Annotated in this window: 21 protein-coding genes; 8 read left to right on the top strand and 13 right to left on the bottom strand. The window is 73.1% G+C overall.

All coding sequences use genetic code 11. From position 1 onward, the window contains the following. Window positions 1–121 precede the first annotated feature (121 nt). Window positions 122–1516: a cystathionine beta-synthase gene (locus H305_RS0131035; RefSeq protein WP_028803882.1), complete on the top strand. Its 1395-nt coding sequence runs from the start codon at window positions 122–124 to the stop codon at window positions 1514–1516. Between the two features lie 448 nt (window positions 1517–1964). Here the strand turns inward: H305_RS0131035 and H305_RS0131030 are convergent, their stop codons facing one another. The 7 genes from H305_RS0131030 to H305_RS0131000 all read right to left on the bottom strand — a co-directional run bounded on the left by H305_RS0131030 (window position 1965) and on the right by H305_RS0131000 (window position 8030). After that, complete coding sequence (locus H305_RS0131030) at window positions 1965–2396, bottom strand: hypothetical protein (RefSeq protein ID WP_028803881.1); 432 nt, start codon at window positions 2394–2396, stop codon at window positions 1965–1967. A 134-nt stretch (window positions 2397–2530) separates the two neighbouring features. After that, window positions 2531–3196, bottom strand: a complete 666-nt coding sequence (locus H305_RS0131025; protein WP_028803880.1) for a carbonic anhydrase — start codon at window positions 3194–3196, stop codon at window positions 2531–2533. Window positions 3197–3298: 102 nt separating this feature from the next. Next, window positions 3299–4720, bottom strand: a complete 1422-nt coding sequence (locus tag H305_RS47520) for a purine-cytosine permease family protein (protein ID WP_037765906.1) — start codon at window positions 4718–4720, stop codon at window positions 3299–3301. Further along, window positions 4720–5658, bottom strand: a complete 939-nt coding sequence (locus tag H305_RS0131015) for an ABC transporter substrate-binding protein (protein WP_028803879.1) — start codon at window positions 5656–5658, stop codon at window positions 4720–4722. Before H305_RS0131015 ends, H305_RS47520 begins: the two co-directional genes overlap by 1 nt. A 13-nt stretch (window positions 5659–5671) precedes the next feature. Next, window positions 5672–6334 (bottom strand): ABC transporter permease, encoded by a 663-nt coding sequence (locus tag H305_RS0131010; RefSeq protein WP_028803878.1) that lies wholly within the window; start codon window positions 6332–6334, stop codon window positions 5672–5674. Beyond that, on the bottom strand, window positions 6334–6975 hold the full coding sequence (locus H305_RS0131005; protein WP_028803877.1) for an ABC transporter permease: 642 nt from the start codon (window positions 6973–6975) through the stop codon (window positions 6334–6336). Before H305_RS0131005 ends, H305_RS0131010 begins: the two co-directional genes overlap by 1 nt. Then, the gene (locus H305_RS0131000; protein ID WP_028803876.1) at window positions 6972–8030 is read right to left on the bottom strand and encodes an ABC transporter ATP-binding protein; all 1059 of its coding nucleotides are present in this window, start codon (window positions 8028–8030) and stop codon (window positions 6972–6974) included. The genes H305_RS0131005 and H305_RS0131000 overlap by 4 nt, the downstream gene beginning before the upstream one ends. A gap of 142 nt (window positions 8031–8172) precedes the next feature. Between H305_RS0131000 and H305_RS0130995 the strand changes: the two genes are divergently transcribed. The 3 genes from H305_RS0130995 (at window position 8173) to H305_RS0130980 (ending at window position 11313) form a co-directional block, all read left to right on the top strand. Then, window positions 8173–9693 carry an aromatic amino acid ammonia-lyase gene (locus H305_RS0130995; RefSeq protein ID WP_028803875.1) on the top strand — a complete coding sequence of 507 codons (1521 nt, stop codon included), beginning with the start codon at window positions 8173–8175 and terminating at the stop codon, window positions 9691–9693. Further along, window positions 9690–10646 carry a MurR/RpiR family transcriptional regulator gene (locus tag H305_RS0130985; RefSeq protein ID WP_234021163.1) on the top strand — a complete coding sequence of 319 codons (957 nt, stop codon included), beginning with the start codon at window positions 9690–9692 and terminating at the stop codon, window positions 10644–10646. Before H305_RS0130995 ends, H305_RS0130985 begins: the two co-directional genes overlap by 4 nt. Before the next feature lie 97 nt (window positions 10647–10743). Then, on the top strand, window positions 10744–11313 hold the full coding sequence (locus H305_RS0130980; RefSeq protein ID WP_028803873.1) for a hypothetical protein: 570 nt from the start codon (window positions 10744–10746) through the stop codon (window positions 11311–11313). Window positions 11314–11349: 36 nt separating this feature from the next. On the opposite strand, the gene H305_RS0130975 is transcribed toward H305_RS0130980, so the two are convergent. From H305_RS0130975 to H305_RS47515, 5 genes are all read right to left on the bottom strand, one after another. After that, a complete protein-coding gene (locus tag H305_RS0130975) occupies window positions 11350–11724 on the bottom strand; it encodes a hypothetical protein (RefSeq protein ID WP_028803872.1) in 375 nt (124 codons plus the stop codon). Window positions 11725–11740: 16 nt separating this feature from the next. Continuing rightward, window positions 11741–12256, bottom strand: a complete 516-nt coding sequence (locus H305_RS0130970) for a roadblock/LC7 domain-containing protein (RefSeq protein WP_028803871.1) — start codon at window positions 12254–12256, stop codon at window positions 11741–11743. A 64-nt stretch (window positions 12257–12320) separates the two neighbouring features. Beyond that, window positions 12321–13139: a hypothetical protein gene (locus H305_RS0130965; protein ID WP_028803870.1), complete on the bottom strand. Its 819-nt coding sequence runs from the start codon at window positions 13137–13139 to the stop codon at window positions 12321–12323. Beyond that, complete coding sequence (locus H305_RS0130960) at window positions 13136–13534, bottom strand: hypothetical protein (RefSeq protein WP_028803869.1); 399 nt, start codon at window positions 13532–13534, stop codon at window positions 13136–13138. The genes H305_RS0130965 and H305_RS0130960 overlap by 4 nt, the downstream gene beginning before the upstream one ends. Before the next feature lie 225 nt (window positions 13535–13759). After that, complete coding sequence (locus H305_RS47515) at window positions 13760–15283, bottom strand: diaminopimelate decarboxylase (protein WP_078629331.1); 1524 nt, start codon at window positions 15281–15283, stop codon at window positions 13760–13762. Between the two features lie 146 nt (window positions 15284–15429). Between H305_RS47515 and hutU the strand changes: the two genes are divergently transcribed. Genes hutU through hutI form a run of 4 tightly spaced genes read left to right on the top strand, consistent with a single transcriptional unit; the run spans window position 15430 to window position 20850 of the window. Continuing rightward, window positions 15430–17094, top strand: coding sequence for a urocanate hydratase (hutU, locus tag H305_RS0130950; protein ID WP_028803868.1), 1665 nt, complete (start codon window positions 15430–15432; stop codon window positions 17092–17094). After that, window positions 17091–18308, top strand: a complete 1218-nt coding sequence (locus tag H305_RS0130945) for an allantoate amidohydrolase (protein WP_028803867.1) — start codon at window positions 17091–17093, stop codon at window positions 18306–18308. The genes hutU and H305_RS0130945 overlap by 4 nt, the downstream gene beginning before the upstream one ends. Next, window positions 18299–19639, top strand: a complete 1341-nt coding sequence (locus tag H305_RS0130940; protein WP_028803919.1) for a formimidoylglutamate deiminase — start codon at window positions 18299–18301, stop codon at window positions 19637–19639. Before H305_RS0130945 ends, H305_RS0130940 begins: the two co-directional genes overlap by 10 nt. Next, a complete protein-coding gene (gene hutI / locus H305_RS0130935) occupies window positions 19639–20850 on the top strand; it encodes an imidazolonepropionase (RefSeq protein WP_051371134.1) in 1212 nt (403 codons plus the stop codon). Before H305_RS0130940 ends, hutI begins: the two co-directional genes overlap by 1 nt. Here the strand turns inward: hutI and H305_RS0130930 are convergent. Continuing rightward, on the bottom strand, window positions 20843–22411 hold the full coding sequence (locus H305_RS0130930) for an RICIN domain-containing protein (RefSeq protein WP_037765901.1): 1569 nt from the start codon (window positions 22409–22411) through the stop codon (window positions 20843–20845). The two genes, hutI and H305_RS0130930, sit on opposite strands and share 8 nt — an antisense overlap. Between the last annotated feature and the right edge of the window lie 127 nt (window positions 22412–22538).

Here is a 22538-nt window from a genome sequence, read left to right as displayed (position 1 = left end):
GCCGTACAAACACTGCTTGCCCCGTGCAGAGGGTCAGCCAATCTCAACGGTGCGTGAACAGTCCCCCAGGGCCTTAGGCTGACGGGACCATCCCATTTAGAACGCAGCTCCGGAGACAACGGTGCAATTCCACGACTCGATGATCAGCCTCGTCGGCAACACCCCGTTGGTGAGGCTCAACAGCGTGACCGCGGGCATCCAGGCGACCGTCCTCGCGAAGGTCGAGTACTTCAACCCCGGCGGGTCCGTGAAGGACCGCATCGCCCTGCGGATGATCGAGGCCGCGGAGGAGAGCGGCGCGCTCAAGCCGGGCGGCACCATCGTCGAGCCGACCAGCGGCAACACCGGCGTCGGTCTGGCCATCGTCGCTCAGCAGAAGGGGTACAAGTGCATCTTCGTGTGCCCCGACAAGGTGAGCACCGACAAGATCAACGTACTGCGCGCCTACGGGGCCGAGGTGGTCGTCTGCCCGACCGCCGTGGACCCGGAGCACCCCGACTCGTACTACAACGTCTCCGACCGGCTCGTGCGCGAGACGCCCGGCGCCTGGAAGCCGGACCAGTACTCCAACCCGAACAACCCGCTCTCGCACTATCACTCCACCGGCCCCGAGCTGTGGGAGCAGACGGAGGGCAGGATCACCCACTTCGTGGCGGGCGTCGGCACCGGAGGGACCATCTCCGGCACCGGCCGCTACCTGAAGGACGCCAGTGACGGCAAGGTCCAGGTCATCGGCGCCGACCCGGAGGGTTCCGTGTACTCCGGCGGCTCCGGGCGCCCGTACCTCGTCGAGGGCGTCGGCGAGGACTTCTGGCCGACGGCCTACGACCGGACCGTCGCCGACGAGATCGTCGCCGTGTCCGACAAGGACTCCTTCCAGATGACGCGCCGGCTCGCCAAGGAGGAGGGCCTGCTGGTCGGCGGCTCCTGCGGGATGGCCGTGGTCGCCGCGCTGCGGGTCGCCGAACGCCTCGGGCCCGACGATGTCGTCGTCGTGCTGCTGCCCGACAGCGGCCGCGGCTACCTCAGCAAGATCTTCAACGACGAGTGGATGGCCGACTACGGCTTCCTGGACGACTCCGGTCCGAGCGCGCGCGTCGGTGACGTGCTGAACGACAAGGCCGGCGGCTCCATCCCCTCCCTCGTCCACATGCACCCGGACGAGACCGTCGGCGAGGCCATCGAGGTGCTGCGCGAGTACGGCGTCTCGCAGATGCCGATCGTCAAGCCGGGCGCCGGCCACCCGGACGTGATGGCCGCCGAGGTCGTCGGCTCGGTCGTCGAGCGTGAGCTGCTCGACGCCCTGTTCACCCAGCGCGCCTCCCTCCAGGACCCGCTGGAGAAGCACATGTCGGCGCCGCTGCCGCAGGTCGGCTCCGGGGAGCCGGTCGGTGACCTGATGTCGGTGCTCGGCTCCGCCGACGCGGCGATCGTGCTCGTCGAGGGCAAGCCGACCGGCGTGGTCAGCCGCCAGGACCTGCTGTCCTTCCTCGCCAAGGGCGGCGCCAAGCAGTGACGCGCAGGGCCGCCGCCCGTCCGGTGCGGGCGGGCGGCACCCGGCGGGCGTACGAGGTGTCCGTCGGGTGACGGATCCTCCGGCGGCGCCGGTCGGGACTTCGCGGAAGTGGTACGAGCGTGTCACGTCCGCGCAGCACCCGCTTAACACGCGTCCGGCACATTGGTGGATGTCGGCAGGGCGGGAGCGGCTCCCCGCCCGGGCCGGCACCGAAACGGCGCCAAGGACCTCCGGAGCGGCTCCCGGACCTCCATGGACGCCACGGACGCGCAAGCCCGGCCCTGACCCGGCCCGCGTCCCTCGCGGGGACCGCCGTCGTCCCGCCCCCCGGTGACGGGGGTGCGGCGGTCCCCGCGCAACACGTCACGAGGGCCCGGCACCTCTCACAGGTGCCGGGCCCTCGTGTGTCGTCCGCGACGCCGGCCGGCAGGCCCTCGTGCCGGTGCGCTCACTCCTCCCAGTCGGAGTCCGGCCGGTCCTTGCGGCGGCCGAAGAAGTGGGGGGACAGGCGCGCGGCCTGGACCACGTTGACCCCGACGATGCCGCCCCAGGCGACGAGCAGGCCGGGCAGGTGCGCGACGCCGCCGCCGATCGCGGACAGCGGGATCGCGAGGACGAGCGAGACGATCCCGAACCCGAAGCGCTCGCCCCAGGAGTCGGTCGACTGCGGTGAGCGCGCACCGCGGGCCACCACCATCTGCTGTTCGGCGAGCTGACGGCGCACCCGGCGGTCGACCGCGCCGTCGAGGCGCTGCTCGACCTTCTCCAGGAACGAGTCGACCAGCGCGGACTCGTACTCGTCACCCAGCTCCCTGCGCGCGTGCAGGGTGGCGTCGAGTTCCTTCTTCAATTCGGCGTCGCCGCCTTCCCTACCGGTCATACCGCTCACGGTAGGCAGCCGGGGCCGCCGTGACACTGGGGTTAGCCCCCCTGTTCGGGCTGTGCCGCACCCCCGTACGCGCGGCGGTGGGCCGGGGCGGCCGCGGCCTCGGGGCGGCCGGCGCCGTGTTCCGGTCAGGCCAGCAGGTGCACCCGTCCGCTGTCGAGGTCGAAGCGGGCGGCGGTCACCTCGGCCGCGTCGAAGGCCGGGTCGGCCCTGATCGCGTCCCGGACCCACGAGGTGTGCGCCCGTACGGTGTGGTCGGCCCAGTCCCCGGGGACCGGCCGGGTCCGCCGTGCCGCGGGCAGGATCTCGTCCACGAGCACCCGCAGGTGTCCCGGCACGGGCGTCCCGTCGCGCAGGTGCGCGAGAGCCGCCGCGATCGCCCCGCACCGCTCGTGTCCGAGGACCAGCACCAGCGGGATGCCGAGTTCGGCCACGCCGTACTGGACGGACGCGAGCCCCGCCTCGTCCAGCACCTGTGCCGCCGTGCGTATGCAGAGCAGGTCCCCGAGCCCCTGGTCGAAGACGAGTTCGGGCGGGACGCGCGAGTCGATGCAGCCGACGACCACCGCGAAGGGCTGCTGCCCCGCAGCCAGCAGCCGCCGCCGGTCGCGGCCCTGGTGAGGATGGCGGGGCGTGCCGGCGGCGTACCGCCGGTTGCCCGCGAGGAGTTCGGCGAGGGCCGCGCGGGCGGACGCCGGACGGGGATGCGGTGCGGCGGCGGCCGGTGCCGCCGCCGGTGCCGCGGTGAGCGCGGCGCAGGCCGCCGCGAGAAGGACCCTGCGGTTCGAGGGCATGACGCTCCCTCAGGAGAGGTGCTGGTGACGCTCACTCACCGTAGGCACGTATCCGCCTCGTCGGCTGCCCCTTTCACCGCATCCGGTGATTCGGAGGCGGGCTCATCGCTCCTGGTGCGCCGGCCGGGGACCGGGGGCCGGTTCGTGAGCCGTCCGCTCCGGGAGATGCGCCGTGTTGCGCCGCGCGACCAGCCGGTACAGGAGCGCCGGTACCGCGAGCCCCACGATCCAGGAGATGTCCGCACCGCCCAGCGGTGCCACGAACGGGCCCGTGAAGAAGCTCGTCGAGAGGAACGGCAGCTGGGCGAGCAGTCCTGCCGCGTACACCCCGAGCGCGTCCCAGCGCCACGCTCCGTAGCGGCCGTTCGGGTCCGACAGGGCGGGGATGTCGTACCGCTCCTTGGAGATCAGGTAGTAGTCGACCAGGTTGATCGCCGACCAGGGGGTGAAGAAGGTCAGCAGGAACAGCAGGAAGTCCTTGAACGAGGACAGGAAGCTGTCCTTGCCGAGCAGCGCGACCGCCGTGCCGGCCACCATGATCAGGCCGATGTACGCCGCCCGGCCGGCCCGCGACAGCACCCGCTGGCCGCGGAAGCCGCTGACGCTCGTCACCATCGACATGAAACCGCCGTAGGTGTTGAGCACGTTGATGGTCAGCTTGCCGAGCGCGATCACGAAGTAGAAGAAGGACGCGACGAGTCCGGTGCCGCCGAGCGCGACGACGTAACCGACCTGGCTCGCCAGGAACTTTTCGCCCGCCGTGGCCGCGACCAGGACTCCGAAGGTCATGGACCACTGGGAGCCGAGGGCCGAGCCGGCGAGGGTCCACCAGAAGGTGGCGCGCGCCGACGTCGTACGGGGCAGATAACGCGAGTAGTCGGCGACGTAGGGGCCGAAGGCCAGCTGCCAGGACGCCGACAGGGACATCGCCAGCAGGAACATGGGGAGGTCGAAGCGGGCGTCTCCGAACAGGGCCCCGAAGTCCACCCGGTCCAGCAGCCTGATCCCGAGGTACACGAACGCGAGGGCGCAGATCACGCTCGCGACCCGGCCGAGCGCGTGGATGACCTTGTAGCCCACCGCAGCCGTCACGGCCGTGACCACGGCGAAGACGACGATGCCGGTGGTGTCGTCGGTGTGCGTGAGTTCGCCGACGGCCTGACCGGCCAGGACGCTGCCGCTGGCGAAGAAGCCGACGTACATCAGGACGACGAGGAGGAGGGGGATCACCGCGCCGCGCACCCCGAACTGCGCCCGGGACTGGATCATCTGCGGCAGGCCCAGCTTCGGGCCCTGCGCCGAGTGCAGCGCCATCACCGCGCCGCCCAGCAGATTGCCGAGCAGCAGGCCGACGATCGACCAGACCACGTCGCCGCCGAAGACGACGGCGAGTGCGCCGGTGACGACGGCGGTGATCTGGAGGTTGGCGCCGAGCCAGAGGGTGAACTGGGAGAACGCCGTGCCGTGGCGTTCCTCGTCGGGGACCACGTCGATGGAGCGCAGCTCCACGATGCCGCCCGCCATCACTTGGCCAGCCCGTGCTGCCGGGCGTACGTGTTCGCCACGTCCTCGGGGTCCTTCTTGTCCTTGTCCACCTGGCGGTTGAGCTCGGTGAGCTGGGCGGTGGTGAGCACGTTGCCGAGCTCGGCGAGCGCCTTGCGGACCGTGGAGTCGGCCTTGCGGTCGGCGACGAGCGGCACGATGTGCTGGCCGGGGATGAGGTTCTTGGGGTCGGACAGCACCACCCAGTCGTTGGCCCGGATGTCGGTGTCGGTGGTGAAGAGGTTCGCCACGTCGACGTCGCCCTTCTTCAGGGCGCCCTTGACCAGCGGGCCGGAGGAGTCGAGGGACTTGAACTCCTTGAAATCCACCCCGTACACGTCCTTCAGGCCGACCACGCCGACCTCGCGCTTCTTGACCTCGGGGGCGGCGCCGACGACGAGCTTGCCGTTCTGCTTCGCGAGATCGGCGAGCGTGGACAGGCCGTACTTCCGTGCGGTCTCCCGGGTGACCACGAAGGCGTCCGAGTCCTCCGCCATGCCGTACGGGAGGACCTGGAGGCCGGCCGGGAGCGCCATCGCGAGGGCGTTCTGCATCTCGCCCTCCTCGGTGGCCCTGGACTTCGGGGCCAGGTAGTGGAGCAGGGCGCCCTGGTACTCGGGGAGCAGATCGATGTCGCCGCCCTTGAGCGCGGGGATGAGGATCTCGCGGGTGCCGAGGTTGGGGCGGACGGTCGTCTTCACACCGGCGGCCTCCAGGACGGCGGCGTACAGGTATCCGAGGACCTGGTTCTCGGTGAAGTTGGCGGTGCCGATGGTGACACCGCCCTTGCTGGAGCCGCTGCCGCCGTTGCCAGCGGAGCCCCCGCCGTCGAGCGAGGTGATGCCGCTGCCGCAGGCGGTCAGGACGGGGACGGAGACGGCCGCGCCGGCGAGCGCGCCGAGGAGGGTGCGACGGTTCATGACTGGGGTGCTCCTAGGCGGGACGGTGGCGGAACAGGACGCGCTGGAGCGCGGAGAGAGCGAGGTCGAGGACGACGGCGACCACGGCGACGAGCACCGCCCCGCCGAGGACCTGCACCAGATCGCGCTGGGCGAGGCCGTCGAAGACGTAGCGGCCGAGGCCGCCGAAGGAGACGTACGCGGCGATGGTGGCCGTCGCCACGACCTGGATCAGCGCGAGCCGCAGGCCCGTCATGATCAGGGGGAGTGCGAGGGGCAGCTCGACCTGGAGGAGCACCTGGTGGCCGCGCATGCCCTGGCCGCGTGCCGCGTCCTTCACGTCCACGTCGACGGCGTTCATGCCGGCGTAGGTGTTCGTCACGATCGACGGGACGGCGAGCGCGACGAGCGCGATGTACACCGGCCACATCGACAGACCGCTCGCCAGGAAGACGAGGACGACCAGGCCGACCGTGGGCAGCGCGCGGCCGAAGGAGGCGAGGTTGATCGCGAGGAAGGCGCCGCGGCCGGTGTGCCCGATCAGCAGGCCGACGGGGAGCGCGATGGCGGCGGCGACGAGCGTGGCGAGCAGGGAGTACTGGAGGTGTTCGGCCAGGCGGTGGGCGATCCCGTCCGTGCCGGACCACTGGTCGCCGCTGACCAGCCAGCTGCCGAGGTTCTCGAAGAGTTCGTACATCAGGCGCGCCGCCTCGTCCAAGGGGTGAGTGCGTGCTGGACCGCGACCAGCAGCGCGTCCGCGACCAGGGCCAGCAGCAGGGTCAGGACGACGCCGACGATCACCGGCGTCGGGAAGTTGCGCTGGAAGCCGTCGGTGAACAGCTGGCCGAGCCCGCCGTCGCCGATGTACGTCGCGACGGAGACCAGCGAGATCGACATGACCGTGGCGATCCGCACGCCGGCCATGATCACCGGCAGGGCCAGCGGGAGTTCGACGGTGAGCAGGGTCCGCAGCGGGCGGGTGCCCATGGCCTTCGCGGCCTCCTTCGTCCTCGCCGGGACAGAGTCGAGGCCCTCGACGGTGTTCCGCAGGAGGACGACCAAGGTGTAGATCGTCAGGCCGATGACGGTGGTGGTGCGGGTGAGCCCGCTGACCGGCAGCAGCAGGACGAAGACCGCGATCGACGGGATCGTGAACAGCACGTTCGAGAGCCCGAGGAGGAGACCGCGCAGCGGGCGCACGCGGTGGGCGAGCACGGCCAGCGGCAGCGAGATCAGCAGGCCGAGGAGCACGGCGGTGAGCGCGGCTTCGAGGTGGGAGACGGTGAGCGAGGTCAGGTCGTCGGTGTGGTCGCCTATCCACGACCAGTCGACGGTCATGCGGCCACGTCCGCGGCGGTCGCGGCACCGGCCGCGCTGTGCGCCCGGCCCGCGTGCTCGTGGATGTCCTCGCGGGAGGTCACGCCGGTGAGCAGGCCGTCACCGTCGACGCGGGCGACCAGGCCGGCCGGGGAGGCGACCGACTCGTTGAGCGCGGACAGCAGGGAGTCGCCGACCTTCAGCGGTCGCAGGGGCACCTCGCCGTCCTTGGACGGGGAGCGCCAGGCCAGCGGCCTGCGCGCCTCGTCGAGTACGAGGGTCCAGGGGCCGTCCTGCGGGGCCGCGGCCTGCGGGACGTCGGCGAGGGTCGTCAGCGAGAGGAGCTTCAGACCGCGCTCCGCGCCGAGGAAGTCCGCGACGAAGTCGTCCGCGGGGCGGGCGAGCAGCTCCGCGGGGGCCGCGCACTGCACCAGGTGGCCGCCGGTGCGGAAGACCGCGATCTGGTCGCCGAGCCGTACCGCCTCGTCGATGTCGTGGGTGACGAAGACGATGGTCTTGCTCAGCTCCTTCTGCAGGCGCAGCAGTTCGTCCTGGAGCTGGGTGCGCACGACCGGGTCGACGGCGCCGAAGGGCTCGTCCATGAGGAGGACCGGCGGGTCGGCGGCGAGGGCGCGGGCGACGCCGACGCGCTGCTGCTGGCCGCCGGAGAGCTGGTGCGGGTACCGCTTGCCGGCGTCGGCGTTCAGGCCGACGGTCTCCAGCAGTTCGGCCGCCCGGGAGCGGGCCTTCCTGCGGCCCCAGCCCAGCAGGAGCGGCACGGTGGCGATGTTGTCGAGCACTGTGCGGTGCGGGAAGAGCCCGGACTGCTGGATGACGTAGCCGATGGAGCGGCGCAGTTCCGCGGCGTCCTGCTCCAGGACGTCCTTGCCGCCGACGCGGATGGTCCCGGAGGTCGGCTCGACCATCCGGTTGATCATCCGGAGGGTGGTCGTCTTGCCGCAACCGGAAGACCCGACGAGTACGGTCACGCCGCCTTCCGGCATCTCCAGGGAGAGGTCGTGGACTGCTGTCGTGCCATTGGGGAAGCGCTTGTGGACCGTGTCGAACTGGATCATGAGGTGTCCCTTGCCCGGTCTGTATATCGTCATGCAGAGTTCTCTGTATCTGAATAGGTTGTCAACGGTCCAGCGTTAATCGCTGGCCATTAATGGCCGTCAGGCAAGATTGAATGTCCGGGTTGAGGGGAGTATGGGCGTAATGGCGTCTCGGAGTGTGGACACGTCGAGTACGGCGGCGCCCCTGTCGGTGACCGATCTCGTGGTCCTGGACGGGCGCGGCACCGGTGTCGACGACGTCGTGCGCCTCGCCGACGGGACCGCGCGGCCGGTGCCGGCCACCGATGCGATGAAGCGGGTCGAGGAGTCCTGGGACGCCGCCCGGCAGATCGCCGCGACCGGACGCGTCTACGGCCGCTCCACCGGCGTCGGCGCGAACCGGAACGAGGACGTGCCCACCGAGGCGGCCGCCGACCACGGGCTGCGCCTGTTGCGCAGTCACGCCGGAGCCATCGGCGAGGAGCTTCCCGCCCGCCAGGTCCGCGCCATGCTCGCCGTCCGCGCCAACCAGCTCCTCGCGGGCGGCGCCGGCCTGCGGCCCACCGTCGTCACGGCCCTGTGCGAGGCACTGGAGAGCGGCGCGTACCCCGCGGTCAACGAATTCGGCTCGGTGGGCACGGGCGACATCGCGGCACTCGCCCAGGTGGGCCTGGCGCTGGCGGGGGAGCACCCCTGGCGCGGGCCGGGCGCCCCCGACGCGCAGCCCCTGGACAACAACGACGCCCTCGCGCTCATCAGCAGCAACGCGCTCACCCTCGGCCAGTCCGCCCTCGCGCTGCACGAACTGCGTGCCCTGATCGAGGCCACCCAGGTGGTGGCCGCACTGTCGCTGCTGGCCGTCGACGGGTCGCACGAGGCGTACGCGGAGCCCGTGCACGCCGCCCGCCCGCACCGGGGATCGGCCGAAGTGGCCCGGCGGATGCGGACGTTGATCGGCGCGGCGGACCGGCCCACCCCTCCGCTCGGCCGCATCCAGGACCCGTACGGCTTCCGGTGCGTGCCGCAGATCCACGGTCCCGCGCACGACGCGGCGGACGCACTGGACGGCGTCCTCACGGTCGAGATCAACGCCGCCGCCGAGAACCCGCTGATCTCGCCCGAGGACATGGCCGCCTACCACCACGGCGGCTTCTATCAGGCCCAACTCGCGCTTGCCCTGGACCACTTCAGGCTGGCCGTGACCCAGGTGGCGCGGCTGTCCACCTCCCGGCTCTCCACCCTGAACGAACCGGCCTACACCCGTCTGCGTCCCTTCCTCGCCGACCCGGAGCCCGCGTCCTCCGGGGTGATGATCCTGGAGTACGCCGCCGGTGCCGCGCTCGGTGACCTGCGGGCCTTCTCCGCGCCCGCCTCGCTCGGACACGCTGTACTCTCCCGGGGCGTCGAGGAGCAGGCGAGCTTCGCCTCGCTCGCCGCGCGCCAGACACTGCGGGCGTGCGGCGCGTACCGTCTCGTCGTCGGCTGCGAGCTGGTCGCCGCCGTACGGGCGCTGCGCCAGCGCGACCTGCGGCCCGAGCCGGACCTTCCGGTGGGCCGGGCGCTGGAGCTGGCCGAGTCGGTGCTCGATCCGGAGCAGGCCGACCGGCCGCTCACGGACGACGTGACGGCGGCGGCCGCGCTGCTGGACCGGTTCACGGACATCTGGAGGGGGAGCACGTCATGAGCGCGGGCAAGAGCGTGGGCAGGAACGCGGGCGACGTGGCGGCGGCCGCGGACGGGGACGGCGTGGGCAGGAACGCGGGAACCGTCCCGGACCCGGAGGACGGCGCGGGCGCCGTCGTGTCCGACAGCCCCGCCGCACGGCTGCAGGCGCTCTTCGAGGGGCACCGCCTCACACCGACCCAGCGGCGCATCGCGCACAGCATGGTGCGGCGCGCGGCCGACGTGCCGTTCCTGTCCAGCGTCGAGCTCGCCGAGCTCGCCGGGGTCAGCCAGCCCTCCGTGACCCGCTTCGCGGTGGCCCTCGGCTTCGACGGCTATCCGGCGCTGCGCAAGCATCTGCGCGAGGTCGCCCCCGCGGAACCGGCCGCGGACACCGCCTCGTACAACGAGTACCAGCAGGCCGTCGAGGCCGAGATCGAGAACCTGAGGCACCTCGCGGAGGCGCTCGCCGACCCCCGTCCGGTGGCCAGGGCGGGCCGGCTCCTCGCGGCCTCCCGCCCGCTGCCCGTCCTCGGACTGCGGGCCGCCGCGTCCCAGGCGTACGGCTTCGCGTACTTCGCCGCCAAGGTCCACCCGGACGTACGGCTGCTGCACGAGGGCGGCACCATGCTCCACGACCGCATCGACGGAGCCGTGCGGGCCGGCGCCACGGCCCTGCTGTGCTTCGCGCTGCCCCGCCACCCGCGCGAGGTCGTCGACTCGCTGGCCTACGCGAAGCAGGCCGGGCTGACCGTCGTGACCGTCGCGGACTCCGCCTTCGCGCCGGTGGCGAAGGCGTCGGACCTCCTGCTGCCCGCTGCCGTCGGCACCGGCCTCGCCTTCGACACGGCGTGCTCCCCGATGCTGCTGGGGCGCGTCCTGCTGGAGGCCATGTGCGACGACCTGCCCGACGCGCAGGCGCGGTTGGAGGAGTTCGACACGCGGGCCGCGGCCCGGGGCCTGTTCACCGAGTAGCCGTGGCGGCACGCGGCTGCGCCTCTCAGACTCGTCTCACCTTCTTCGGCTACCGTGCCCGCCCGACAGAGCGAACGGTGAGCTGAGGAGGCGGAGCGTGGCGCGCGGAGGGCAGGGACTGGCCCGGGTGGCCGTCGTCGTGCGGGCGGGTGCCGCACCACTGTGGTGGTGCGGGGTGTTCGCGGCCGGGATCGGGGTGCTGGTCCCCGGTCTGACCGGCCGCCGGATCGGGGTGATGGCCGGAGCCGCGCTGTTCCTCGTGGCGGCCGCCGTGACGGCGCGCGTGCGCCGCAAGCGGTACGCGGCCCTGGTCAGCTCCGCGGCCCGTGCCGGCAAGCAGGACGTGCTCCAGGACCGTGCCGTGACGGTGCGCAACTGGCGCCGGGGCCACCGTTGGTGGCTCGTCCTGGCTTTCCTGGCCGCGCTCGGCAGCTCCTTCGCGGTGCCCGCCGCGGGTGGCATGCTGCTGGCGGGCGTGGGGACCGGGCTGTGGCTCAAGGCCGGCTGGCTCGGGCGCCGCGAGCGCGCCGGGGAGACGCTGATCTGGGTGCGGGTCGACTGGCTCGGCCGCCGCGCGGGCGCCCCGGCGGGCAGGCCGGTCAAGGCCTGCCGTGCCACCGGCGTCGCGGCCGGCGACGCCGCGCCCGGAGGGGCGCGGCGCCGCTGACCGCGAAATGGCGGGTGCCGGTGACGTGACGGGGCGCTAGACCTCCAGGTCGGCCTCGATCCTGCGCAGTTGGTGCCGGGCCATCGCCAGGTTGGCCCGTTTGCTGTCGAGCACCAGGTACAGGAAGAGGCCGTTCCCTCCCCGGCCCTTGAGCAGCCGGATCAGGTGGTACTGGTCGGACAGCGTGATCAGGATGTCCTCGATCTCGCCCTTGAGACCGAGGTGTTCCATGGTGCGGATCTTCGCGCGGACGACATCGGTGTTGCCGGCCGCCGCGACATTGAGGTCGAAGCCCTTGCTGCCGCCGATCGTGCCCAGCGCCATTCCGCTGGTGTAGTCGACGAGAGCCGCTCCGGTCGCGCCCTCGATGGACGCCATAGCCTCTTTCAGCGTGGTTTCGGTGTTCGCCATGGTGGATTGCTTCCTTTCAGCTTTCCGATGTGGTCGGGGTGTTGGGTGCGGTGGTGGTGCGCGCGTTCCCCGGGCCGCGCGCCGTGCGGGTACGTGTGGTCGGGGCCCCGGACGGGGCCTTCCCCGAGGCCCTGGCCGGGCCGAGCGGTTCGCCGCGTGCGGTGGCGGCGTCCACGAGCTCCCCGATCCGGGTCCCGGAACGGCGCCCTTCCAGGTGGAGCCGGCCGACGTTGACCCGGTCCTGGGCCAGCAGCGTCAGCACGGCGGAGGTGCCCGCCGCGTACGTGGCGACATAGCCGTGCACGCCGCGGACCAGCAGCTCGCGGAAGTCGCCCTGTTCGGTCGCGTCCGTCATCCGTGCGGCGACCCCCAGCGCCGCGGCGGTGAGCGCGGCCAGCCCGTCCGGCTCCACACCGGGGGTGTCGTGGGCGAGGACGAGACCGTCCGCGCTGGCCGCGAGCGCCCCGGTCAGCTGGGGCACCCGGGCCCGCAACCGGTGGAGTTCGTCCAGGACTTCGGGCTCCGCCGCCATCAGCAGTCTCCTCTCGGCACGCTGTCGTAGCGCGCGGATCACAAGGCCTCCCCCGGGTTGGGACTCACAGGGCCTCCAGCGCTTCTCGGAGCCGCCGCAGCAGCGCGACGTCGGGATCGGCGGAGGGCTGGGTGAGCACGCCGGGCAGGGAAGGCGGCTGCGGCGCGGATACGGCCCCCACCAGGCCGGCGGCGGCCAGCCGGCGCAGGTCGACCAGGGTGTGGAAGGCCGGCCGCCCGAGCGCGACGGAGATGTCGACGGCGGACCGCACGCCGTCGACCCGGCCGAGTACGGCTTCCTGGCGCAGCGGCACGGACGGCCCGGCGGGCAGCCCGGAGCGCAGCAGCGGAGCCGTGTCCGTCGCCGGGTCGGGCCAGATGCGGTGCAGCAGTTCGCGGCGGCGCACCGTCTCGCGCTCCAGCGCGGCCACGGGCACGGGGTGGACGGGGCCCAGCCAGTGCGCGGCCCCGTAGCGGAAACGGGTCGGGGAGCTGCTCGGGCCGAGCACGAAGTACGCCGCGTCGTACAGCGCGCCGAGGTGACACAGCTCCAGCGCGCCCTCGGCGATCCGGCCGTGGTCGACGAGGAACCGGCCGACCCGGCGGCGGGCGCCGGCCGCCGCGACGGCCTCCCGCCACGCCTCTGCGTCCAGCGCTCCGCGGGCGGCCAGCAGCACGTCGAGCCCTGGGGTGGAGGGGCTCTCGGCGTGCACCACCTGACCGTCGGCGAGGTACAGGGTGCCGTGTTCGCGGATGAGGACGCCGGTGGCCCGTTCGTCGGCGAGGCGGCTGAGCATCGGCGAGACGCCGCCGGTGCCGCTGGTGCCCGCCGCCCTGTCCCGCACGGGGAGGCGGGGCGGCGGAGGTGTTCTGACCGTCGTCATCCCAGCACCAGCCGTCCGGCCATCTCGCCGAGCCGTATCCGGGCCAGCGCGAGATTCCCGTCGGAGCGGGCCAGCCACAGGTGCAGGAACACGCTGCTGTCGAAGGTCGTCCGTACGAACCGCAGCAGGTGGTAGCTGTCGCGGTTGCTGATGATCAGGTCCTCGACCGGGGTCTCCTGCTCCGACCAGTCGGAGCCGTCCGACGGGGCGAAGGCGCTGTGTTCCGCGGCGAGCCGGGCGAGTTCGGCGGCCTCCGCCGCCGTCGTCTCGTGGTCACCGCCCGGCGCGTCCCCCACGGTGCCCAGGGCCAGCCCGCTGGTCCAGTCGACCACCGCCGCACCCCGCGCACCGGGCAGTGTCATGGCTTCCAGTAGGCACTCGTCGATTCCGGGCACCGTCTCTCCCCTCCCGCCAAGGGTTCGGCCGAGTGACGCCGAAGTTACGCAACGTGTGCGTGGCGGGTGAGGGATCCGGCATTTTCCTGTGGAACATGCCCGCGGTGACTAAGGTGGGTCAACTGACCACATTCTGTGGCCGGTAGGCGTCGTCGCGCACGGGTGGCCGGGGCGCCCAGGAGTGCGGAGAGGCGTGCGTCCCCGTGAGCGCCCCCGACGGCATCCCTAGAGCCCTGTGAGGGCGGACCGCTGCGCCCCGCCGGACTCCGCGACGATCTCGTCGACGGTCTGCGGCTCGCGGACGACCGCGAAGCGCACGGCGCCCCCCGTGTCCCGGGCGAACCCGAAGATCCCGGGGCGGGCCAGGGAGTTGTACGCGTAGTGGTGGGCGAAGTAGTACGCCCCCGTGTCCAGCGCGGCCGCGTGGTCGCCCTGTTCGAGCAGCGGCAGCGCGCGCCCCTCGGCGAGCAGGTCGCCGGCGAAGCAGGCGGGGCCCGCGACGTCCTGGACGACGTCCGGGCCCGTCTTGGGCCGGCCCTTCGCGTCGTACGCGGCGATCCGCAGCGGCCACGACGCCGGCGCGTACACCGTGCGGGCCGCCACCTGGACCCCGGCGTGCGTGACCGCGACCTTCCGCCCTCCGGCGGACTTCGCGTACTCGACCCGCGCGAGCACCGTCCCGTGCTTGGCGAGCAGCGACCGTCCGAACTCGGTGACCAGGCCGTACCGCCCGTCGAACAGCCCCGGCACCGCCTCCGACAGCAGCCGCGCGTACTGCGCGTACGTCGGTGTCGTCGCGTCGGAGCCGAAGTTGACCGGCAGCCCGCCGCCGATGTCGATCGTGTCGACCTGCCGCCGTCCGACGTGCCGGTTGATCTCCTCGGCCAGTGCGTACACCTCCGCCACCCCCTGCGCCATCAGCGACAGCGGGACGCCCTGCGAGCCGGAGTGCAGGTGCAGCCGGGTCAGCCACGGACGGCCGGCGAACGCCTCGACGAGCCACTGGCGCGCGCCCTCGTCGCGCAGTGCGACCCCGAACTTGGAGGTCGCCGTGGCGGTGGACAGCGCCTCGATGGAACCCCCGCCGACCTGCGGGTTCACCCGGATTCCGAGGGGAGTGCGGGTGGGCGCGGACCGGACGGCCGCGTCCAGTCGGTCCAGCTCCTGCGCATTGTCCGCGTTGACCGCGATCCCCAGCGCCAGCGCCTCGCGCAACTCGGCCTTCGTCTTGGCGGGGGAGTCGAGGACGGTGCGCGCGGGGGGCACTCCGGCCGCGCGCGCCAGCGCGAGCTCCCCGGGGCTCGCCACCTCCGCGCCGATGCCCTCCTCGTACAGCAGCCGCAGGACGGGCACGAGCGGGGCCGCCTTCACCGCGAATGCGTGCAGCACCGGCGTGCCGGGGGCGGTCACCGCCGCGAAGGCGGCCCGCAGGTCGGCCGCCGACGCCCTGATGCCGTGCACGTCGAGGAGGGCGACGACGGGCGTCCCCGGCCCGGTCAGACCCTGCTCGACCGCGGCCCGGACCGCCTCGTCGCGCCGGGCCGCCCGGTCGGCGTCCCCTTCGGGCGAGCCGTTCCCGCACGGCCCGCTGCGCCCCGCAGGGGCCCGCGGCGGGACGGGCCCGCCCGCGCCCCGGGCGCCCGTCGCCCCGCTGCCGGGAGCGGCCCCGTGCGCGCCGCTCCGGTCCGTCCCGTTCCCGCCCTCCACGTGCTCCACCGGATCCCCCGCCCTGTCCCTGTCTGCACCCATACATCCCAGCCAAACATCCACGGCTCGGCGGCGCTGGCGCATGCCGCTATTGACTAGCTCTATTCAAGAAGTCAAGATGTGAATATCCATAGCAACAGTCGCTGAAACAGTCCGGACACCGGACCCGTCCGCACAGGAGGCAGCCCATGTCAGGACCCCGCCCCGTCCGAGCGCCGCGCGGTACGGAACTGAGCGCCCTGGGATGGCAGCAGGAAGCCGCCCTGCGGATGCTGCAGAACAACCTCGACCCCGAGGTCGCCGAGCACCCCGACAAGCTCGTCGTCTACGGCGGCACCGGCAAGGCCGCCCGTGACTGGCGCTCCTTCGACGCCATGGTCCGCACGCTGCGGACCCTGAAGCAGGACGAGACGATGCTCGTCCAGTCCGGCCGTCCCGTCGGCGTCATGCAGACCCACGAGTGGGCCCCGCGCGTCCTCATCGCCAACTCCAACCTGGTCGGCGACTGGGCGAACTGGGAGGAGTTCCGGCGCCTGGAGGCCCTCGGCCTCACCATGTACGGCCAGATGACGGCCGGCTCCTGGATCTACATCGGCACCCAGGGCATCCTCCAGGGCACCTACGAGACCTTCGCCGCCGTCGCCGCGAAGAAGTTCGGCGGCACGCTCGCGGGCACCATCACCCTGACCGCCGGCCTCGGCGGCATGGGCGGCGCCCAGCCGCTCGCCGTGACGATGAACGACGGTGTCGCGATCTGCGTCGACTGCGACCCGCGCGCGATCGAGCGCCGCATCGAGCATCGCTACCTCGACGTGAGGGCCGACTCCCTGGAGCACGCTCTCCAGCTGGCCACCGAGGCCCGCGACCAGCGCAAGCCGCTCTCCATCGGCCTGCTCGGCAACGCGGCGGAGCTGCTGCCCCGCATGCTCGCCGAGGGCGCCCCCATCGACATCGTGACCGACCAGACCTCGGCCCACGACCCGCTCGCCTACCTCCCCGTCGGCATCGACTTCGACGACATGGCCGACGCGGCCGCCAAGGACCCGGCCGGCTTCACCGCCCGCGCCCGCGAGTCGATGGCCAAGCACGTCGAGGCGATGGTCGGCTTCATGGACGCCGGCGCGGAGGTCTTCGACTACGGCAACTCGATCCGCGGCGAGGCCCAGCTCGCCGGGTACGACCGGGCGTTCGCCTTCCCCGGCTTCGTCCCCGCCTACATCCGCCCGCTCTTCTGCGAGGGCAAGGGCCCCTTCCGCTGGGCGGCCCTGTCCGGCGAGGCCTCCGACATCGCCAAGACCGACAAGGCGATCCTCGACCTCTTCCCGGAGAACGAGTCCCTGCACCGCTGGATCAAGATGGCCGGCGAGCGCGTCCACTTCCAGGGTCTGCCCGCCCGCATCTGCTGGCTCGGCTACGGCGAGCGCGACAAGGCCGGCGAGCGGTTCAACGACATGGTCGCGAGCGGCGAGCTCCAGGCACCGCTGGCCATCGGCCGCGACCACCTCGACTGCGGTTCCGTCGCCTCCCCGTACCGCGAGACGGAGGCCATGCTCGACGGCTCCGACGCGATCGCCGACTGGCCGCTGCTGAACGCCATGGTGAACGTCGCCTCCGGCGCCTCCTGGGTCTCCATCCACCACGGCGGCGGCGTCGGCATGGGCCGGTCCATCCACGCGGGCCAGGTCTCCGTCGCCGACGGCACGAAGCTGGCCGGCGAGAAGATCCGCCGGGTCCTGACGAACGACCCCGGCATGGGCGTCATCCGGCACGTCGACGCCGGTTACGACATCGCCGAGTCGGTCGCCGACGAGCGCGGCGTGCGCGTGCCGATGCGTGAGGGCGGCGAGGCGTGAGCTTTCGGAGCATGTGGGCGGAGCTGCTGCCGGTCGGCCGCAGCTCCGCCTCCGGCGGATACCGCCGGTTCGCCTGGACCGGTGCCGACGGCGACTGCCGGGCCTGGTTCAAGGACCAGGCCGAGACCCGCGGCCTCACCTACGAGCTCGACCGGAACGGCAACCAGTGGGCCTGGCTCGGCGACCCCGCCGGGCAGGACGCCGTGGTCACCGGATCGCACCTGGACTCGGTCCCCGACGGAGGCGCCTTCGACGGGCCCCTCGGTGTCGTGTCCTCCTTCGCCGCGCTCGACGAACTCCGCGCGCGGGGCGTCCGGTTCACCAGGCCCGTGGCCGTCGTCAACTTCGGTGACGAGGAGGGCGCCCGGTTCGGGCTCGCCTGCGTCGGCTCCCGGCTCGCGGCCGGACAGCTGACCGTCGAACAGGCCCACCGGCTCACCGACGCGGACGGGGTGACCCTGCCGCAGGCCATGGAACGGGCCGGGTACGACCCCGCCACGATCGGGCCCGACCCCGAGCGGCTCGCCCGGATCGGCGCCTTCGTCGAGCTGCACGTCGAACAGGGCCGCGCCCTCGACCTGAGCGGCGACCGGGTCGGCATCGCCAGCGCCATCTGGCCGCACGGGCGGTGGCGGTTCGACTTCCGCGGCGAGGCCAACCACGCGGGCACGACCCGGCTCGTGGACCGCCGCGACCCGATGATGTCCTACGCCGAGACCGTGCTCGCCGCCCGTCGCGAGGCGGAACTCGCCGGCGCCGTCGCCACCTTCGGGAAGATCTCCGTCGAGCCGAACGGCGTGAACGCGATCCCCTCCCTCGTCCGCGGCTGGCTCGACTCCCGGGCCGCCGACCAGCCGACCCTCGACACCGTCGTCACCGGCATCGAGAAGGCGGCCCGCGAGTACGCCGAGGCGCACGGCATCGAACTCGACGTCGTCCGCGAGTCGTTCACCCCCGTCGTGGAGTTCGAGCACGCGCTGCGCGACGAACTCGCGCGCATCCTGGGCAAGGAGACGGACCTCACCGTCCCCGTCCTGGGTACGGGTGCCGGACACGACGCCGGAATCCTCTCCGGCACCGTCCCGACCGCCATGCTGTTCGTACGCAACCCCACGGGCGTCTCGCACTCCCCGGCCGAGCACGCCGCCGAGGACGACTGCGTGGCCGGGGTGACCGCACTCGCCGACGTACTCGAAGGGCTGGCCTGCAGGTGACGCAGACGTACTGGCTGGAACACGCCTGGCTCGACACCCACGTCGAGCCGGGCGTCGCCCTGGACGTACGGGACGGCCGCATCACCGCGGTCCGCGCCGGAGCCGAGACCCCGCCGCCGGGCGCCGAGATCCTGCGCGGACTGACCCTCCCCGGACTCGCCAACGCCCACTCGCACGCCTTCCACCGGGCCTTGCGCGGCACCGTCCAGGTCGGCTCCGGGACCTTCTGGACCTGGCGCGAGGTCATGTACTCCTTCGCCGACCGGCTGACGCCGGACACCTACCGCGCGCTCGCCCGCGCGGTGTACGCGGAGATGGCGCTCGCGGGCGTCACCGCGGTCGGCGAGTTCCACTACGTGCACCACGCACCCGACGGCACCCCGTACGCCGACCCGAACGCGATGGGCGAAGCGCTGATCGAGGCCGCGCGGGAGGCCGGGATCCGCATCACCCTCCTCGACACGGCCTACCTCTCCTCCGGTTTCGGACAGCCGCCCAACGCGCATCAGCGGCGCTTCTCGGACGGCACGGCCGACGCCTGGGCGCAGCGCGCCTCGCTGCTCAAGGACCGGGAGCACGCACGGATCGGTGCCGCCGTCCACTCCGTACGGGCCGTGCCCGCGGACCAGCTGTCGACCGTGGCGCGCTGGGCCGGGGAACGGAGGGCCCCGCTGCACGTCCACCTGTCCGAGCAGACGGCGGAGAACGAGGCCTGCCGGCAAGCGCACGGCCGCACGCCCACGCGGCTCCTCGCCGACCACGGAGTCCTGGGGCCGCGCACGACCGGCGTCCACAACACGCACCTCACGGACGAGGACATCGCCCTGATCGGCGGTTCGGGCACCGGCACCTGCATGTGCCCGACCACCGAACGCGACCTGGCGGACGGCATCGGGCCGGCCGTCGCCCTCCAGCGGGCCGGCTCGCCCCTGTCCCTGGGCTCCGACAGCCACGCCGTCATCGACCTGCTCGAAGAGGCCCGCGCTATGGAGCTGAACGAGCGCCTGCGCACCCGGACCCGCGGTCACTGGACGGCGGCCGCCCTGCTGCGCGCCGCCTCCGCCGACGGTCACGCGGCCCTCGGCTGGGACGACGCCGGCATCCTCGAAGCGGGCGCGCCCGCCGACTTCACCACGATCGCCCTCGACACGGTCAGAACAGCGGGACCCCTGCCGCGCCTCGGCGCCGAGACGGCCGTGTTCGCCGCGACAGCTGCCGACGTACGCCATACGGTCGTGGCCGGCCGGCACGTCGTACGGGACGGGGCGCACACGCTCGTGCCGGACGTGCCGACCGCGCTCGCGGACGCCGTCGAAGCCCTGCGCGCCTGATGCCCACCCGCAGTCCCGCCACCCCTGAGGACGCCATGAGCAGCACCACCGTCATCACGAACATCGCAAGCCTGGTCACCAACGACCCCTCCCGCGGTGACGGGTCGCCCCTGGGCCTGATCCGGGACGCGGCCGTGGTCATCGACGGCGACCGCGTCGCGTGGACCGGTGCGTCGGACAAGGCGCCCGCCGCCGACAACCGGGTCGACGCCGGGGGCCGGGCCGTCATCCCCGGCTTCGTCGACTCCCACTCGCACCTCGTCTTCGCGGGCGACCGCACCGAGGAGTTCAACGCCCGCATGTCGGGCCGCGGTTACACGGCGGGCGGCATCCGCACCACCGTCGCCGCGACCCGCGCCGCGGACGACGCGGCCCTGGAGCGCAACCTCACGTACTACCTGGCCGAGGCCCTGCGCCAGGGCACGACCACGTTCGAGACGAAGTCGGGCTACGGCCTGACCGTCGAGGACGAGGCACGGGCCCTGCGCATCGCGGCGGCGCACACCGACGAGGTCACCTATCTCGGCGCGCACATCGTCCCGCCGGACCACGCGGACGATCCGGCCGGGTACGTGGCCCTGGTCACCGGCGAGATGCTCGACGCCTGCGCCCCGTACGCCCGTTGGGTCGACGTGTTCTGCGAGAAGGGCGCCTTCGACGGCGACCAGGCGCGCGCGATCCTCACCGCGGGCAAGGCGAAGGGCCTGCACCCGCGCGTCCACGCCAACCAGCTCTCCTACGGCCCCGGCGTCCAGCTCGCCGTGGAACTGGACGCGGCGAGCGCGGACCACTGCACGCATCTGACGGACGCCGACGTGGACGCCCTGGCCAACAGCCGGACCGTGGCCACGCTGCTGCCCGGCGCCGAGTTCTCCACCCGCGCCGAATGGCCCGACGCCCGCCGCATCCTGGACGCGGGGGTCACCGTCGCCCTGTCCACGGACTGCAACCCGGGCTCGTCCTTCACGTCGTCCGTGCCCTTCTGCATCGCCCTGGCCGTGCGCGACATGCGGATGACCCCGGACGAGGCGCTCTGGTCGGCGACGGCGGGCGGGGCGGCGGCCCTGCGCCGTGACGACGTCGGCCGCCTCACCCCGGGCGCCTTCGCCGACCTTGCCCTGCTCGACGCCCCGAGCCATGTGCACCTGGCCTACCGGCCGGGCGTCCCGCTGGTGTCGCGCGTATGGCGGCGCGGGGTCCCGGTCACGTAGCCGTCGCCCCGGCGCGCCAGCGCTGGTCCTCGCCTCCCCCGGCGGTGAGGAGCGCGAGGCCGTAGCCGTCCGGGGTGACCGCGTGGTCCGGGGCGACGGCGGGCCGGATCACGCCGTCGCCGTCTACGCTGAAGCGCAGGTTCTGGCCGTGGGAGCCGTAGACCGAGTCGCACTCCCAGATGCCGACGCCCCGGTCGGTGTCGCCGCGGCTGTCGAGGCAGTAGTCCGGGTCGGCGTACGACTGGAGGACGTCGCGGTCGGTGTCGACGCGCCACATCTGGGTGGGCGACGAGGTGCAGCGGGCCGTGATCACGTCCGTGCCGCGGTCCAGGTCGCCGTCGCGGATGTCCAGGCACCGGCCGGAGCCGACGTTCACCACCTGGGCGAAGGTGCCGTCCGGCGGACGGGAGGCGCTGCGTGTCGGCGACGGCTTCGGCGTCCTGGCGGGCGTCTTCGACGGTTTCGCGGTCGGCGAGGGCGCCGGCGTCCTGCTGGGGCGCCGGGAGGTGGCGGACGGCGACGCGGACGCGGAGACCGTCGCGGTCACCGTCACGGGGGGCGGCGCCTCGGGGGTGCGGACCGTTCCGGCCGTGGGCGCGGGATCCGAGCCGCCGGCCGTCAGCAGGAACAGCAGCAGCAGCGGCGCCGCCGCGACGCCGAGCGCGGCGGAGACCAGCACGAAGCGGCGTGAGGGCAGTCCGGCCCAGCCACCCCGCCCGGCGGGCGCGGTCCGGGGCTCGCCGAGGCCGCGCCCCACGAGAGCGGCACCGCCCCACGGCAGCAGCCCCTCCGCCAGGGCCTCGCGCGGGGTGTCGCGCAGAGCGCCCAGCTCCTCGTACGCGGCGGCGCAGTGGCCGCAGTGCGCCATGTGGGCGTGCAGGTCGGCGCTGTAGCGGGGGCTCTCGGGGTGCGCGGCCTCCTCGATCAGTCGCCGGAAGTCCTGGCAGCGCGGGTTGCCGGAGCGGGCGAGGCGGGTCTTCAGACAGGCCTGGCGCAGGGCCTTGAAGGCAGGCCCGCGCCCGTAGGTCACGTCCTGCGGGGTGATGCCGAGGAGCGTCGCGGTCCGCTCGTCGGGTTCCTCGTCGACGACGCCGTACCAGACGAGGCCCTGGACGCGGGTCGGCAGCGACTCGAAGGCGTCGAGCATCGGCGGGACGGGGCCGCCGGGACCGGCGTGCAGGAGCCGCCCGAGGAGGTCGGGGTCGAGGCGGCTCGCGCGTTCCCCGGTGGCCCAGGAGGCGGCCACCCGTCCCACGAGGAGCAGGAGCTGATGGCGCCACGGTCCGCGCGGTTCGCTGCCGAGGGCGGTGTCGCGGGCGGCGAGCGCGAAGGCCTGCGCGGTCAGCTGGCGGGCGGCGGCCTCGCCCGCGGTGCACATGCGGGCGTAGGCGTGGACCGCGGGCCGGTGGCGCAGGCGCAGTTCGCGCAGCGCCGGATACGCGGTCGGGGTGTCCGCGCGCAGCAGTTCGGTGAGCTGCGCGTCGGAGACGGTGGCGAACATGCCCTCGCCTCCGGTCTCGTCCCCGGTGTCCTCAGCGTCGGTCCGGCCGGCCCCAGCCATTCCCGTGCCTCCTCGCATCCCCTCGGCCCGCCCGCCGAAGCCCAGACCTACCGGCGGGTACGGGGGGCCATAGTGGTGGAGGCGATCCGGCGGGAAAAGGGGTTTCCGGGGGTAACTCGGCTTGATG

Origin of the sequence: Streptomyces sp. 142MFCol3.1, from assembly GCF_000424945.1 — a bacterium.
GTDB lineage: Bacteria > Actinomycetota > Actinomycetes > Streptomycetales > Streptomycetaceae > Streptomyces > Streptomyces siamensis.
Note: the sequence above shows the minus strand (reverse complement) of the source record. Positions and strands in the feature narration are given on the sequence as shown.

Excerpts from the sequence above, each read along its gene's own strand:
- H305_RS0131030 (WP_028803881.1), bottom strand. The coding sequence starts at position 2,396 with ATGACCGGTAGGGAAGGCGGCGACGCCGAATTGAAGAAGGAACTCGAC.
- H305_RS0131025 (WP_028803880.1), bottom strand. The coding sequence starts at position 3,196 with ATGCCCTCGAACCGCAGGGTCCTTCTCGCGGCGGCCTGCGCCGCGCTC.
- H305_RS47520 (WP_037765906.1), bottom strand. The coding sequence starts at position 4,720 with ATGGCGGGCGGCATCGTGGAGCTGCGCTCCATCGACGTGGTCCCCGAC.
- H305_RS0131015 (WP_028803879.1), bottom strand. The coding sequence starts at position 5,658 with ATGAACCGTCGCACCCTCCTCGGCGCGCTCGCCGGCGCGGCCGTCTCC.
- H305_RS0131010 (WP_028803878.1), bottom strand. The coding sequence starts at position 6,334 with ATGTACGAACTCTTCGAGAACCTCGGCAGCTGGCTGGTCAGCGGCGAC.
- H305_RS0131005 (WP_028803877.1), bottom strand. The coding sequence starts at position 6,975 with ATGACCGTCGACTGGTCGTGGATAGGCGACCACACCGACGACCTGACC.
- H305_RS0131000 (WP_028803876.1), bottom strand. The coding sequence starts at position 8,030 with ATGATCCAGTTCGACACGGTCCACAAGCGCTTCCCCAATGGCACGACA.
- H305_RS0130995 (WP_028803875.1), top strand. The coding sequence starts at position 8,173 with ATGGCGTCTCGGAGTGTGGACACGTCGAGTACGGCGGCGCCCCTGTCG.
- H305_RS0130985 (WP_234021163.1), top strand. The coding sequence starts at position 9,690 with ATGAGCGCGGGCAAGAGCGTGGGCAGGAACGCGGGCGACGTGGCGGCG.
- H305_RS0130975 (WP_028803872.1), bottom strand. The coding sequence starts at position 11,724 with ATGGCGAACACCGAAACCACGCTGAAAGAGGCTATGGCGTCCATCGAG.
- H305_RS0130970 (WP_028803871.1), bottom strand. The coding sequence starts at position 12,256 with ATGGCGGCGGAGCCCGAAGTCCTGGACGAACTCCACCGGTTGCGGGCC.
- H305_RS0130965 (WP_028803870.1), bottom strand. The coding sequence starts at position 13,139 with ATGACGACGGTCAGAACACCTCCGCCGCCCCGCCTCCCCGTGCGGGAC.
- H305_RS47515 (WP_078629331.1), bottom strand. The coding sequence starts at position 15,283 with ATGGGTGCAGACAGGGACAGGGCGGGGGATCCGGTGGAGCACGTGGAG.
- hutU (WP_028803868.1), top strand. The coding sequence starts at position 15,430 with ATGTCAGGACCCCGCCCCGTCCGAGCGCCGCGCGGTACGGAACTGAGC.
- hutI (WP_051371134.1), top strand. The coding sequence starts at position 19,639 with ATGCCCACCCGCAGTCCCGCCACCCCTGAGGACGCCATGAGCAGCACC.
- H305_RS0130930 (WP_037765901.1), bottom strand. The coding sequence starts at position 22,411 with ATGGCTGGGGCCGGCCGGACCGACGCTGAGGACACCGGGGACGAGACC.